Source organism: Paenibacillus agaridevorans, assembly GCF_003112455.1.
GTDB lineage: Bacteria > Bacillota > Bacilli > Paenibacillales > Paenibacillaceae > Pristimantibacillus > Pristimantibacillus agaridevorans.
This window is the reverse complement of sequence record NZ_BDQX01000036.1, coordinates 240599-255736: the sequence shown is the minus strand read 5'-3', so window position 1 is coordinate 255736 and position 15138 is coordinate 240599. Positions and strand designations below refer to the sequence as shown.

The following is a 15138-nucleotide window of genomic DNA, read 5'->3' as shown; positions in this document are numbered from 1 at the left end:
TCCAGCATATCGCCCAGCACGATCCAGCGGCGGCCGAAGCTCTCGAGTCCGCCAACCAAATCGATAGCCGCGCGTACGGCAGTGGGATTGGCATTGTACGCGTCGTTTAAAATGACGGCGCCGTTAAACGCCTTTACCGGCTCGATGCGCATGCCTGTCAGCTTGAGCTCTTTAAAGCCGCGATGGATGGCTTCCGCAGGCACGCCCATAAATCTGGCGGCGGCAATCGCGGCAAGGGCATTGCTAATATTATGACGACCAGGCACCGGAATATGAACGGTTCCGAGTCCGCTTACTTGTCCCCGGTGCAGCGCCGCGAATACGCTCTGATCCGGATGGAGCCGAATGTCGTCCGCGGACCATTCGTTATCCGCTCCAAGACCGAATGTCCGGAGAGTAACGCCTTCAGGCAGCGCCGACTCTGCAAGTCCTTCCTTCAACAGCGGCTCGTCGCCGTTGTAGAGCAGGACGCCGTCCTCGCCAAGGCCAAGCGCGATCTCCAGCTTTGCCTTCGCGATGCCGGCCCGCGAGCCAAGATGAAGCAAATGCGCGTCGCCGACATTCGTAATAATGGCTAGATCGGGAGACGCAAGCTTCGTTAATAGCTCGATCTCGCCGAAGCCGCTCATGCCCATCTCCAGCACGGCAACCTCCGTCTCTTCGTCCAGCTTCAAAAGCGTCAGGGGCAAGCCGATGTGGTTGTTCAGATTGCCTTCCGTCTTAAGGACCGAATACTGTGTGGACAACAAAGCAGCCGTCATATCCTTGGTTGTCGTCTTGCCGTTGCTGCCTGTAATGCCTACTACTCGCACCATCAGCTCGTTCCGGTAAGCGGAAGCAAGCCGTTGCAGTGCAGCCAGGGTGTCTCTGACAACTAGGAACGCCACATCGGGAAGATCAGCGGGGATGTCGCGTCCCTTCTGCCACAGCATCGCTTTGGCGCCGTTCTCGGCCGCCTGCGCCGCGAAGTCGTGTCCATCAAAGCGTTCTCCGACGAGCGGGACGAACAGGTCGCCTCCGCCTCCAACCGCTCGCGAATCCGTCGTCACTCCGCGGAGCAGCATATCCTCGTAGCCGCCCTGGCGCTTGGCGCCGCACATGGCCGTTATTTGTCCTACAGTACGTTTAATCAATGTAAAAATCTCCTTATCGCGTCTTTTGCCGTTAATCGATCGTCGAAGTCATGCACCTCTCCGCCGATCAGCTGGTAGGTTTCATGACCTTTCCCCGCAATCAATACTACATCGCCTTGGCTTGCCATTTCAACCGCTTTTTCAATCGCGCGCTTCCGATCGGGAATGACGGCGTAGCGATCTCCATCCGAACCAGCCGCAATCACCCCTTCCATTATATCGTCGATGATGGCAAGCGGGTCTTCCGTCCGGGGGTTGTCGGACGTCACGATCATATAATTCGCAAGCTCGGACGCGATTCGGCCCATCATTGGGCGCTTCGCCCGATCACGGTCGCCTCCACAGCCGAATACGCAAATAATACGGCCCTCCGCGAATTCTCGCGTCGCCTGCAGCACGTTCTGCAGGCCGTCCGGCGTATGGGCATAATCGACGATTACGGCATAGTGCTGGCCCTCCTCCACGCTCTCCACGCGGCCAGGTACGCCGGGAATAGCAGACAGAGACTCCGCTATAGCAGCAAGAGGCACGCCTTCCAGCAGCGTCGCCGCTATTGCGGCAAGCGCGTTGTAGACGTTGAACTTGCCTCGCAGGCGGAGCTCGATCTTGGCTTCGCCCCTAAACGTCGATACCCGGAACGATGTCCCCCTCGACGTAATCCGAACATCGCTTGCCCGGACATCCGCCGGATTTTCGATGCCGTAAGTCACGACTTCGGCCGCCGTCATTTTCCGGAAGCGCTCGGAGGCCTCGTCGTCCGCATTGAGCACAGCGAAGGAACGTTCCTCCTGTCGGGCTTCATAGACGTTGCCGAGCCGCGAGAAGAACAACCCTTTGGCATCCGCATACTTATCCATCGTGCCGTGATAATCCAGGTGGTCCTGCGTCAGGTTGGTAAAGATCGCGGTCCGAAACCGGCAGCCCTTGACCCGCCCTTGGTCCAGCGCATGCGAGGACACCTCCATCGCACAGTACTGAACGCCGCTTTCTCTCATCTCTCCCAAATAACGCTGGAGCTCATGCGAATCCGGCGTAGTGCCTTCCATGGGATAAGAACGGCCTCCGAATCGCCGCTCGATCGTCCCGATCACGCCGGCGGATTTTCCGCTGTCGTTTAAAATCGTTTCCACCAGATAAGTTGTCGTCGTTTTGCCGTTCGTGCCCGTTACGCCGATCAGACGCACGCTGTTGCTGGGATAACCATTGATATGGCTAGCAATGACGGCTGCCGCCCCTCTCGCATCCTTTACAATCAGCTGCGGAATATCCAGCGGAAGGGGCCGCTCTGCGACAAGCGCCGCCGCTCCGCAATGAACCGCCGCTTCGGCATAACTATGACCGTCCGCCTTGTGCCCGGGAATGCAGATAAACAGATCTCCTTCCGCAACAAGCCGGGAGTCTCGTGTTATCCCCGTAAATTCCGTATCTCCGTCCCCTATTAACCTCGCTGTAACGAGCAGCTCCGTAAGTTCTCTTAGACGCATCCCTTCCATGCCTCCCTCGAATACTCTGACGGAATACTATATGCCGCCCAGAGTAAACGCGTTAATGGCTAGTGGGAATGCGGAATGTCTTCTTCATCGCCGAGATAGATGCGGATAGTCGAGCCCCGGTCGACTCTCGCCCCTTCCGCCGGCGCCTGCCGGATGACAACCTTGCCGGAGCCTGCGGTGGTCAGATTGAAGTTCATATTCAAATCCTCATACAGATCGGAGACGCTCTTGCCGATCAGATTCGGCACGGTAACGATCGGCGTTTCTCCGTACTTGTACAGCCTGTCAATCTGCGACTCCCTGCGAGGAACCTCCAAAATCGTTAGCGCATCCTCCATCATATTGCGTACGATAGGGGCCGCGACCAAACCTCCGAACTGGATGCCTTGCGGATTATCGACCGCCACGTAGATGACGATCTGGGGATCGTCCGCCGGCGCGAAGCCGATAAACGACACGATATGCTCATTAGGCGAATAACGCCCGTTAACGACCTTCTGCGCCGTTCCCGTCTTGCCTCCGACCCGGTAACCGTCGATGAACGCGTTGCGTCCTGTGCCCTTTGCCACGACGCTCTCCAACGCTTCTCTCACCTGCTTCGACGTCTCTTCCGAAATAACGGTACGCACCGCCTCAGGCTCCACTTCTTTGACGACCTCTCCCGTATCCGGATGGATGAGCGCCTTCGTCACATGGGGCTTATACAACGTTCCGCCATTAATCGCAGCCGATACCGCCGCGATCTGTTGAATCGGGGTCACAGAGACGCCTTGACCGAACGCCGTCGTCGCAAGTTCTACAGGACCAACCTGACTCAGCTTGAACAGGATCCCGTTTTCTTCTCCATTAATGTCGATCCCCGTCTTCGTGCCGAAGCCAAAGTCCCTGATGTATTGGAACAGCGTTTCCTTGCCTAACCGGTTGCCTAACGTAACGAAACCAGGGTTGCAAGAGTTTTCGACGACTTCAAGGAACGTTTGGCTGCCATGACCGCCTTTTTTCCAGCAGCGAAGCCTCGCTCCGCCGACCTCTATCGCTCCCGGATCGAAAAAATGCTCGTTCTTGAGATTGACCTTTTTCTCCTCGAGCGCGGCGGCCAACGTAATGATCTTGAATGTGGAGCCTGGCTCGTACGTCATCCAGATGGGAAGATTCCGATTGTACACCTCGCTCGGCACTTCCTGATATTTGTCCGGCTCGTAGGTTGGCCTGCTCGCCATGCCGAGAATTTCTCCGTTCTTCGGATTCATGGCGATCGCGATGACGCTATCCGCTTGCAGGCCCGTCATGGCCTGATCCAGCTCTCGCTCCATGACAGCCTGTATTTCCTTGTCGATCGTGAGCTGCAGCGTCAAGCCTTCTTGCGGCTCAACGTATGTATCGGACGAATTCGGCATCTGGCGGCCAGCCGCATCGGACAAGAAGGATACGTTGCCTTGAATGCCGGTCAGCGCTTCGTTGTATTTCGACTCGATGCCGGTGAGTCCTTGATTGTCGATACCCGTGAAGCCCAGCATGTGGGCAGCGAGACTGCCGAACGGATAATGCCGCTTGCTGTCCTCCGCGACGACGATGCCTGGGAGGTTGAGCGCACGTATCTCATCGGCCTTCTCCGGCGTCATCTTTCTGCCGCCCGGCCCCAACCGGACGATCATTTCTTTCGTTGAAATTTTTTTGAGCAGCGTTTCCTGGGACATGTCGAGCAATGGCGCCAGCGTAGCTGCCGCCGCTTCCTTCTCTTTGACCTGCACGGGTATCGCCCATACAGTGGGCGTGCTTATATTATAGGCTAGCTGCACGCCGTTGCGATCCCAGATTTCGCCTCGCTTCGCGACATACGGAATGTCGCGCCTCCACGAATTTTCCGCTTTCTCTGCAAGCTCAGCGCCTTTGTACAGCTGTACATAGCCAAGCCTTAAACATAGGGCGTTAAACGCCACGCCTGCGAGAATGAGCACGACGAACAACCGTCGCCTAACCGTTACGTTAGATACCTTCATCGTAGAAATCCCCCTCTTCGCCTCCAGCCTTGCGAATAAGCGTGCACTGACGCTCATTCCCAGACTATGAAACACAAGAGAGGGATAGAACAAGCCCCTGATATGGTAATTCAAAATGTTCACTTTTGATCACGATGCTGCTCGAAGAAGCTTATTCGACGTCGAATCTTGCACGCTGCCAGTCATTCCGGTGCTCACGTAGCTTACAGCTACGCTCCGCTCCTCATTTCCCGACTTCGTACAACCTTCTTGGTGCTGAAAAGCGAACATTTTGAACCTTTATTGGAATGGTAGTTCAAAACATCACCCAGAAGCTTATTCGACGTCGAATCTTGCACGCTGCCAGCCAAGCTCGAAATCGGTCAGTTCTCGCCGCCCTGCATGCCAACCGGCGGTTCGATGTCGGCGTCCGTCGAATCCTCGGAACCGCCGGATTCTCCGGCATCTGATTCGTCATCCGATTGGGATTCGCCGCCCTCTTCGCCAGTATCGGACTCTTCGCCACCGCCGCCGGAGGCGCTTAGCGCTTCGTCGTAGCCTTCAGCGCCCTCTGGAGGGACCAGCTGCACCTTGACCAGCCGCCCGCCGTTCTCTTCTACAACCTGCTGGCTGACGACGTAACCAGTCCCCTCCGTTACGAGGCGCGCGCCAATCAAGGAGGTCAGCTCCAGCGCATCCCGAAGCGAGACGCCCGTCAGATCCGGCACGGCCAGCTGATCCTTTTTCTCCGTCACAATATATACCTTCTGCGCGGGATAGATGAGAGAGCTTGCTGCCGGAATTTGCTTCAGCACTTTGTCGCCGCCGCCTACGACTTCAAACGATAATCCCTTGCCCTGCAGCTCGGCCTTCGCCTGCGCAACACTTAAGTCTTGCACCTTCGGAACTGCAATCTTCGCTTCCTTATTGTCAGATTCCTCATCGCTTTCAATGTTATAGTCTGGCGCGATCCCCATCTTTTTCAGACTTTTTAAAACGATCTCCCGAAAAGCAGGTGCCGCGACCGAACCGCCCCCGGCAAGCGGATTGTTCGGCTCGTCGACCATGATATAAAGTACGATCTTGGGATTTTCCACAGGTGCGTAACCAATAAAAGAAACCATAAATTTATTATCGGAATATTTGCCGTTGATAACCTTCTGCGCAGTACCCGTCTTGCCTGCGACTCGGTAGCCTTCGATATACGCGTTTTTCCCCGTTCCCTTGTCCTGGTCGGAGACGACTTGCTCCAGATATTCGCCGACTTGCTTGGATGTTTGTTCGGAAATGACCTGGCGAACAAACTTCGGATCCGTCACCGTCGTCGTATTCGTCGAAGGATCTGTAATGCTCTTAACGATATGCGGCTCCATCAGCTTGCCGCCGTTGGCTACAGCTGCGACAGCCGCAACTTGTTGGATAGCGGTTACTTGTACCCTGCCTTGTCCGAACGAAGCCGAAGCGATATCCCTGTTGCCCAGCAAATCTATTTTCCCAGCCAGTTCGTTTGTCAACTCAATGCCGGTTTTCTGACCGAAACCGAATCTCGTAAAATAATCGCGAAGCTTTTCTCCGCCGAGCTTCTCGAAGCCCAGTTTAACGAACGCGACGTTACTGGAATATTTCAAGCCGTCCAGAAAGCTGATCTTCCCCCACCCTCTACGGTTATGTTCGCGTATCGGTCTGGGATCCCCGGGCACGACAATGCTGCCTGATTGGTAAATTTCATCCGGGTTGAACACGCCTTCCTCCACCGCGGCTGCCAGCGTAGCGATTTTGAACGTAGAACCTGGCTCATATAACGAGCCTACAGCATGGTTGTAGAAGTTGGCGTAATCGTACTTCGCATATTCGTTAGGATCAAATTCCGGCATATTGGCCATGGCCAATATTTCCATTGTGTCGGGATCCGCCGCGATTGCCGTTGCGCTTTTCGGCGAATATTTTTTCACAATATCGCGCAGCGCCTCCACTACATACAGTTGAATGTCGCTATCGATCGTCAGCTTAATATTGTTGCCGTCCTTCGGCGCTTGGAAATCGACCTCTCCCTTGGACAACTGGACGCGTTTGCCGTCTTTCTCGTACCGGATAAAACCGTCAGCACCCTGCAACTGATCGTTGAAGTAAGCTTCGACACCCGTTTTGTTCTCTCCATCAAGACTGACATAACCTACGAGTTGAGAAGCCAGGAAACTCCTTGGATAAAAACGTTTATGCGTCTCTACCATATAGATGCCCGTATCCAGCTTCTTGCCATCTTCCCTCAGTTTTCCCTTCAGCTCGTCGCGGAACGCCGCTACGCCATCCGCCACCGGCTTGTCGATCAGCCAACCTCCCTTGCGCAGCTCCCGCGATCGATAGAAGGTGCCGTCTTCCTTCTGGGCCGTCACCTGCTTCGTCAGCTCGTCCTTGTCGATCCCGAGGGTTTCATGCAGTCCGTCAATGACCTCCTCTGCTATGTCCGCATCATTAATGATCTGCGGGTCTACCGATACGTTATACGCTATCGTGTCCATCGCAAGAACGTTGCCGTCCCTGTCCGTAATCTCTCCCCTCTTCGCCTTCATCGTGTCGGCGGCCGACCATCTTTTTTTCGCTTCTTCGTACCACATCGCGCCGTCTACGACCTGCACCATATAGATTCGACCTATCAGGACAAAGAAAAGGAGGGTCATGATCCCTCCAAAAAACAATGTCCGCAGTTTAATTCGTTTCCCCATTGCGATCACCCTATTCTTGCATGACTGTCGTCAATTGCTCGCCGCCCGTCTTCACCGTAATGCCAGCATCCTCGCTGCTGACCATGCCTTGCGTCTCCGCCAGTTGTCTAATCCGCTCTGGATCGTTGAGCGTCTCCACTTGCCTCTTCAGTTCCTCGATCTCTACATTCAAACCTTGGTATTCTGAGTTAAGCTTCGTGATTTGAATATTCATATCGTAGATTTGCGCATATCGGAAAATGATGACTCCTGCAACGACTACGCAAATCAGTACGGTGAACAAATATAGCAGCTTCTCCTGAACCGGCAACGACTTCCGTTTAACGACAAGTTTTTTGGTTTCCCGGATAAGTGGCTCCTGTTGCGGTTTCTTCTTCGGTTGAAGTGCCAGATTTCCATTCACATACGCCACAATGTAATCCCCCTTATGAATAAAATGTTCCTATTTCGCCACTCTATAATTTTTCCGCTACTCGCAATTTGGCCGAACGGGCTCTCGGGTTATCCTCCAGCTCTCTCTCGCTCGGCAGGATTGGCTTCCGGTTAATCAGCTTGAGCGTCCCTTTGTTCCCGCATACGCATAGCGGGAAGTCCGGCGGACACGTGCATTTCTCCACATATTTGGCGAAAATCGACTTGCAAATACGATCCTCAAGCGAGTGAAATGTAATCACGGAAGCTCTGCCGCCAGGTGCCAGGCAGCGAACCGCGCTCTCCAGCGCTTCTTCTTCCGCTCCCAATTCGTCGTTGACGGCAATGCGAAGCGCCTGGAAAGAACGTTTCGCGGGATGCGGACCCGTTCTTCTTGTCGCCGCGGGTATCGAAACCTTGATCAGCTCCGCCAGCTCTCCCGTGGTGGCTATCGCCGCGGTTGCCCTTGCCTTCACGATGTTGCGGGCTATATTGCGGGCGAACTTCTCCTCGCCGTAGCGATCAAGGATGCGGGATATTTCCCGCTCCTCCCACTCGTTGACGATCTCATGCGCCGTAAGCGACTCTTCGCGATCCATCCGCATGTCCAGCGGCGCGTCGTGGTTATAGCTGAAACCTCTCTCCGCCTCGTCCAATTGGGGGCTGGATACCCCAAGATCGAAAAGAATGCCGTCTACCTGAGGCACGCCGTTCTCGATGCGCACGTCGCAGCCTCTTAATTCCTGCTCCAGATAGCGGAAATTGCTTCTGACCAGCGTTACTTTATCCATATAGGGAGCCAGCCGTTCTCGCGCGTTGCTTAGCGCCCAGTCATCCTGGTCGAACGCAATCAACCTTCCGCCTTCACTTAGTCTGGATGCGATCAGTTCGCTGTGCCCGGCTCCGCCGAGCGTACAATCTACGTAGACGCCGCCAGGCTTGATGGCCAATCCGTCAACTGCTTCCTCCAATAATACTGTCGTATGCTGAAACACGCCGTCTTTCCTCCCGTTCTCGATGTCCGATATGCTCTAGAAGTTAAAATCGAAATCAACCAGTTTCTCCGCAATTTCGTTGAAGGCTTGCTCCGATTGCTCGTAGTAGCCTTCCCATGTCTGCTTGCTCCAAATTTCCACCCGGCTTGAAACGCCGAGCACCATACAATCTTTATCCAGCTTGGCATAATCTCGCAGATGGCCGGGTATGTTTACCCTGCCCTGTTTGTCCAGCTCGCATTCTGTAGCTCCCGAGAAAAAAAACCTCGTGAACGCCCGCGCGTCGGACTTCATCAGCGGCAACGACTTGAGCTTTTGCTCCAGTACGCTCCACTCGCTCATGGGGTACACAAACAAACAGTTATCAAGGCCTCGCGTGGCGATAAAGGTCGTACCGAGCGATTCGCGGAATTTCGAAGGAATGATAATACGTCCCTTCTCGTCAATGCTATGTTGATATTCACCCATAAACATAATTCCGCTCCACTCCTTCCCCCTAACGCTCCACTTTGCCCCACTTTTCCCCACCTGAATACAGTAGTTCGCCACCTAAAATAAAAATCCTGCTTAGTTAGCAGGATTTTCTTTAAATATTTTAGGTTGTTAAAGATTAACTTTCCGGCGGCGCGTTCTTTTCTTGCGGCATCCCCGAGTGCGAATTTATTCCTTTTCGTCTATGCTTCGTGAACCAGAATACCGGAATTCCAATTACGGCAAGGATGGCCAGAACGGGCAGCGCCCCCGCAAGAATGACCATAAACCCCTGAATCCCGGCCCAGACCGTCTTGGAGCTGCCGGTTAAAGCTCCTGACAGTCTGGCACCGAAAGATTGGGAATCCGATTCCAAGCCGGTGGCCATCTTCTGGTCGACCTGGTAAATTCTTAACTCGACGGTAGAATAGGCAACATTCGCGTCAAGATACCTGATTCGGCCCAATAGCTGCTCGATTTGCTCCTGTACCTCCGCCAGCTGGTTGGAGAACTTTAATAAGTCATCGGCCTTGTCTGCTTTTTCCATCATGCTAAGCAGTCGTTCCTCAACTAACCTTCTAGCCTTCAAACGCGACTCCAGATCGACATATTCCTCCGATACATCCTTTCCGGAAATGTCCTGCTGGAATTTGACGTTCGGTATTTCCGCAATCTTGTCCACGAACGACATGAAGCCCCCCGCAGGCACTTTAATCGTATAGAGAGAAGCGATCTCCCCGTCGTATCTGGAATCATTAAATTGCAAAATATAAGCTCCGCTTGCATGAATGATATCGCGCAGCTCCGTTCCCGCCTTCGCAATATCTTCTACTCTCAAGGCCATATTGGCCGTATAAATAATTTTGCCGCTGAATGGTTCGCCGTTCGCAGCCGAGCCCATGCCGGAAGCGCCGGCACCGTCCCCTGTAACAGTCCCTCCCGAGCTAATGATTGACTGTTCGCCCGCAACGGCTTGGTTGGATGTGTTTGTATTCGCAATCGAGCCTTTCTTTTCGCTTTCAACGTTTGCCGGGACTTCAAGAGAATCCGCCATGCCTCCGCTTCCTCCGGCGTTTTTAGCCGAATCCGAATCGGATGCCTGACATCCCGTCATCAGCATGGCTGCCACCAGAACAAGCATCATTGCGAGCAGCCATTTGGTTCGTCTTCTTTTTGTTTCAGACGTTAATTCCATCGTTAATTCCCCCTTTTTCGTTATGGCAGTCTTCAAACCAAGCCATAGACCGTTGGCTTCGACTTAACAGACGAACATTGGAAGAAAAAGGTTCCGGCGAAAGGAGCGCGTGTTTTCCTAGTAAGACAAAAAAACCTTCCGCGCAAAACTTAACGCGAAAGGTTCTATGATTCGTGGTGTTATCCTGTAACCGACTACCCAGGCAAGTTGGCAGTTTTATTCGCCTTCCGCCCAGCTGTCCAGATAGGCGATTTGCTCGGCGCTCAGTTTGTCGATGCCGAAGCCTAAAGACTCCAGCTTGTAGCGCGCTACTTGCTCGTCAAGCTCATAAGGCACGTTGACCACTTTGCTGCCGATCGACTTGTATTGATCGTTTACGTATTTGAGCGACATCGCCTGAAGGGCGAAAGTCATATCCATGATTTCCGCCGGATGGCCGTCACCGGCCGCCAAGTTAACAAGACGGCCCTCTGCAAGCAGATAGAACTTGCGGCCATCGTTCAACTTGTACTCCTCGATGTTGCGGCGTACCGTACGTTTGCTGACGGACATCGCTTCCAGCTCTACCTTGTTTACTTCTACGTCGAAGTGCCCGGCGTTGGACAAAATCGCGCCGTCCTTCATCACTTCGAAGTGCTCGCCGCGAATGACGTCGCGGTTGCCGGTTACAGTGACGAACATGTCGCCAAGCTTGGCCGCCTCCAGCATCGGCATGACAGCAAAGCCGTCCATATAGGCTTCTACCGCCTTAATCGCGTCGATCTCGGTGACGATGACATTGGCGCCAAGGCCTTTGGCGCGCATTGCAACGCCTTTGCCGCACCAGCCATAACCGACAACGACAACCGTCTTGCCGGCTACGACAAGATTGGTTGTCCGGTTAATGCCGTCGAACACGGATTGTCCCGTGCCATAGCGGTTATCGAACAAATATTTGCAAAACGCGTCGTTAACGGCGATCATCGGGAATTGGAGTTCGCCTTCTTTCTCCAATGCACGGAGGCGGATGATGCCTGTTGTCGTTTCTTCCGCTCCGCCGCGAAGATTAACGGCATGTTGTTTGCTCTCCGTATGCAGCAGCGTTACGAGATCGCCGCCGTCGTCGATGATGAGATCCGGATTGTTTTCCAGCGCCTTCATATTCAATGCTTTGAATTCCGCCGATGTCGGGTTGTATTTCGCAAATACGGTAATGCCGTCCTCCACAAGCGCCGCGCACACATCATCCTGCGTGGAAAGCGGATTGCTGCCTGTAATCGTCACTTCCGCGCCGCCTGCTTGAACAACTTTGGCCAGGTAAGCCGTCTTTGCCTCGAGGTGGAGCGAGATGGATACTTTCAGCCCTTGAAAAGGCTTCTCCTTCTCAAACTGTTCGCGAATCCGGTTCAGCACGGGCATATGAGAGCTTGCCCAATCAATCTTTAGATGTCCTTCCGGCGCCAACGCCAGATCTGCGATAATGCTATTGTCTTTTGCGCTCATTCTGATTGCCTCCTGTTAATAAGTTGGTGATCAAAAGCGGACTTTTGAACAACCCTTACAAGTATACGATTTCGTGACCGCCGGTTCGGCTGAAGGGCGTCTCCAGCAATTTCTTCAGCCAGTCGTCGCCGTAGCGATTCCAATACACCGCCATATTGACGACGCGTTCCTGCGGCTTGCCCAAAGGCAGCAGCGAGATTCGGATACGATCCAGCTGTCGGGTCGAAGCTTCGAATTGTTTGTTATACGCCTCGATCGTCTTGGATTCCATATAGCTGATCTGCTCCATGATCTTCGCCATATTTGTCTCGCCCAGCTTGATCAGACCAGCCTGAACGGAGCCGGCAAGCTCCAGCAACGGCGTATACATCGTCTCGAAGGCAGCCCTTGCCTCGCCGAAACGGGCTTCGATATGCAAGTTGTCCTGCCCCTTCAGCCATGCCGCTCTCTTTTCCTCGAACGACTCCATGACGTCATGGAAGGAAAGCTCATATTTGGCCATGTTCTTAACGACGCCGCCTTCGACAAGCGTATAGGACATCCGAGGCACAATAATCGGCATCTCCATGCCAAACGTCCGGAATGCCTCTCCCGTCATTGCCCAGTAGGCGATTTCGCCGGGTCCCAGCACGACGCCAAGCACCGGCAGCAGATAATCCTGCATGATGGGGCGGGTCATGACGTTGTTGCTGAATTGCTGAGGCCGTTCCCCGGCAAGCCGCAGAAGCTCATCCTTCGACCAGAAGACCGTATCTCTCCTGTCTCGGAAGCCGCCCTCCCGCTTGTACAGCAACGTGCGCTCATCATTCTTGTCCCCCTGAAACAGGAACAGATTGGCGGCATCTTCCGCCACTTCGGCCTGCAGCGGGAAGCCAAAGCTTTGCACCTTCTCGGCGGCCGACGAATAAGCGGAGCTGAGCACATCATTCTCTTCCAGCATTCTGCGGAACATTGGCGCCTCCAGCGCGCGAAGCGCAGCATCGTCGGCATCCAGCAGGACGAGTCCTTCTTCGCCGAACATAATCGCCATGATGGACGCAAACATATCCGATAATGTCCCGCTGGATTGCGTCAATTGACGAAGCTTCTCCATAAAGGAAGCTTTGAATTCTGAGGATGGCAGACTCTGCTCCAACTCGCCGACAAGCTTCTCCCATTGCTCTTCGGCAATTCGAGTCCGGCTCACCGAGGTTCTGCTGCCCTCCGGCTTGGAAGCCGTCAGCTTGCGCAGCTCTTGTTCGGCGGTTACGACATAGGCATGATTAGCCTCATCCCAGTCGTGATCCTCGCCGGCGATCCAAAAGACAGGCACGACATGGACGCCAAGCTGTTCGCTTGCCGACTTCGCCGCCCCGATGACGGATACGGCCTTGTGAATGACGAGCAGAGGCCCCGTCCACAGTCCGGCCTGCTGACCGCCGACAACCACTGGCGCCCCTTCCGCCAGAGCCGCTATATTGCGCATGGCAGCTTGCGCCGCCCCATGTCGTTCATTATATTCCCGCAGCACGGAAGCGACCTCCGCCGATGCTGCTCGTGTATTCGTACTGCCTTGCAGCCAAGCGAATCGCTTCTCCCAATCTAGGAGAGATCCGGCGTGATAGCCATACAAGCCTTCCACTACCTCGCGATTGCCTTCTATGTATGCTTGCGTCAGCGCCTGCGCGACAGGAAGCTGATAACGTTCTTGACTCATCCCGGTCTTGCACCTCCATGTCATCCTGCCAGCTCTTATGCACTGAGAAAAATATAGTGAGACCATTCCCAATTGTACAGGAACATCCGCACAGACGTCAAAAAGAAAAAACGTCTCCGCGCTGGCGGAGACGTTACGATACTGCCTTGATCGCGACTACGCCACGGAAAAGATCACTTTTCCTAGCAGCACGATCATGAAGATGACGTAGAGAAAGCTCATGGCGAAAAAGCTTAACCGCCATATGGCGCGGAATATCCGTTTCACATCCACGCTTCCGCGCTTGCGGAACTGCGCATTGCCAAGCAATCCCGCCGCCAGAATCATAATCAGCAAAATGCCGTAGAAGCCAAAGGTGCTGTCGAACATCAGACTGTACTGTCCGGATACGCATAAGATCAAAAAGATCGTCGAAACATCCATCGCCATGCGGAGCGCCTTCTTTCGGTCTCTCACATATGCGCCATAACCGAACAGTACAATAACGAAAGGCACGATTGGAAATAAAGCCAGCGCAGTCGTCGCCTTCCACAGACTGTCCATAATTGCGTTCATGTCGCTTACTCCCCCCGCTTCCGATCTATCTCTTGCCGAGAGCCTCTACCAGCCGCAGCATCGACTCGTTAAGCGGCGCAGACAATCCCCTTGCGGCTGCCATCCGCGCGATCTCTCCGTTAATGGAATCAATCTCCGTTCCCTTGCCGGCCCTAACGTCGGCTAACATGGAGGACACGTTGCAGCTTGTCCGTTCGCACACGCCGAGCACGGACTCCCAGCTGTCCGGCCACTCCTTCATGCCTGCAGCAAGCAAAACGGGTTTGGTCTCGTCGTGAAGCGCCTTCATGAGCGAACGCCTCGCCGGATGGGCAGGCAATTCGCCGTTTCGCATATCGTACAGCGCCGTCAATGGATTGATGACGGCATTGATGAGCAATTTTTGGCAGACTCGATTATGGATGTCATTCGACAACGAAGCGTCAAATCCTGCCCGATTAAGGAATGTAAGCAACATTTTTTGACGAATATCATCTTCTGCCCCCTCATTTCTGCGATCCCCTTGACTCCATTCTGGCGTCCCTGCAAGGAATAAGGAGCCTTGGCCGGTATGTCGTACCGAGCGCATGTCTTCGCGCTTTGCGCCTGAGCTTGTCACCGCATTATAGATGGAGAAGTCTCCTGCCGATGCGGCCGTCAACTTCCCGAGATGTCCTGTGCCATTCTGTATGCAAAGGAGAGGCGGACGATCCGGCGTCCGTCTGATCAGCTCCGCGATGAGTTCGGCAGCTTCCTTCGACATGTCCGTCTGCTTAAGCGCAAGCAGATACCAGTCAGCCCGTTCCAGCCGACCAGCCTCCAATTTCGCCAATCGTTCCCTGGACAGCCATTCTCCACCCGCGCCAATCGTATGTTCCCCGCCTTCCGCATCCCAAAGCCGAATGCCTTCTGCCGCAATAGCGAAAGCTTGCTCCTCCGTTCGGGTCCAGACCGTGACTTCCGCGCCGACTGCTGCCAGCTTCGATGCAAATAGCAGCCCAATGGAGCCCCCTCCAATAATTCCGA

General features: G+C 54.3%; 12 protein-coding genes. All 12 read right to left on the bottom strand.

What is annotated here, in order from left to right:
• Positions 1 to 1133, bottom strand: a 1133-nt coding sequence (locus PAT3040_RS03255) for a UDP-N-acetylmuramoyl-tripeptide--D-alanyl-D-alanine ligase (RefSeq protein WP_258234807.1), incomplete at its 3' end; no start/stop codon positions are given.
• Positions 1130 to 2617, bottom strand: a complete 1488-nt coding sequence (locus PAT3040_RS03250; protein ID WP_108991511.1) for a UDP-N-acetylmuramoyl-L-alanyl-D-glutamate--2,6-diaminopimelate ligase — start codon at positions 2615 to 2617, stop codon at positions 1130 to 1132. The genes PAT3040_RS03250 and PAT3040_RS03255, both read right to left, overlap by 4 nt.
• 68 nt (positions 2618 to 2685) lie before the next feature.
• On the bottom strand, positions 2686 to 4626 hold the full coding sequence (locus PAT3040_RS03245) for a stage V sporulation protein D (protein WP_108991510.1): 1941 nt from the start codon (positions 4624 to 4626) through the stop codon (positions 2686 to 2688).
• Positions 4627 to 4988: 362 nt separating this feature from the next.
• Positions 4989 to 7328, bottom strand: coding sequence for a penicillin-binding transpeptidase domain-containing protein (locus PAT3040_RS03240; RefSeq protein ID WP_108991509.1), 2340 nt, complete (start codon positions 7326 to 7328; stop codon positions 4989 to 4991).
• Between the two features lie 10 nt (positions 7329 to 7338).
• Positions 7339 to 7740 carry a cell division protein FtsL gene (ftsL, locus tag PAT3040_RS03235; RefSeq protein WP_087567682.1) on the bottom strand — a complete coding sequence of 134 codons (402 nt, stop codon included), beginning with the start codon at positions 7738 to 7740 and terminating at the stop codon, positions 7339 to 7341.
• A 43-nt stretch (positions 7741 to 7783) separates the two neighbouring features.
• Positions 7784 to 8734: a 16S rRNA (cytosine(1402)-N(4))-methyltransferase RsmH gene (gene rsmH, locus PAT3040_RS03230; protein WP_087567681.1), complete on the bottom strand. Its 951-nt coding sequence runs from the start codon at positions 8732 to 8734 to the stop codon at positions 7784 to 7786.
• A 36-nt stretch (positions 8735 to 8770) separates the two neighbouring features.
• Positions 8771 to 9208, bottom strand: a complete 438-nt coding sequence (gene mraZ / locus PAT3040_RS03225; RefSeq protein WP_108991508.1) for a division/cell wall cluster transcriptional repressor MraZ — start codon at positions 9206 to 9208, stop codon at positions 8771 to 8773.
• Between the two features lie 136 nt (positions 9209 to 9344).
• A complete protein-coding gene (locus tag PAT3040_RS03220) occupies positions 9345 to 10400 on the bottom strand; it encodes a DUF4349 domain-containing protein (RefSeq protein ID WP_108991507.1) in 1056 nt (351 codons plus the stop codon).
• A 216-nt stretch (positions 10401 to 10616) separates the two neighbouring features.
• Entirely contained in the window at positions 10617 to 11882 is a 1266-nt protein-coding gene (locus PAT3040_RS03215; RefSeq protein ID WP_108991506.1) for an adenosylhomocysteinase, read from the bottom strand.
• Between the two features lie 55 nt (positions 11883 to 11937).
• A complete protein-coding gene (gene bshC, locus PAT3040_RS03210; RefSeq protein ID WP_108991505.1) occupies positions 11938 to 13578 on the bottom strand; it encodes a bacillithiol biosynthesis cysteine-adding enzyme BshC in 1641 nt (546 codons plus the stop codon).
• Between the two features lie 156 nt (positions 13579 to 13734).
• On the bottom strand, positions 13735 to 14133 hold the full coding sequence (locus PAT3040_RS03205) for a DUF3397 domain-containing protein (protein ID WP_258234806.1): 399 nt from the start codon (positions 14131 to 14133) through the stop codon (positions 13735 to 13737).
• Between the two features lie 25 nt (positions 14134 to 14158).
• Positions 14159 to 15138 (bottom strand): 2-dehydropantoate 2-reductase (locus PAT3040_RS03200; protein WP_108991504.1); only part of this gene is annotated, 980 nt, incomplete at its 5' end.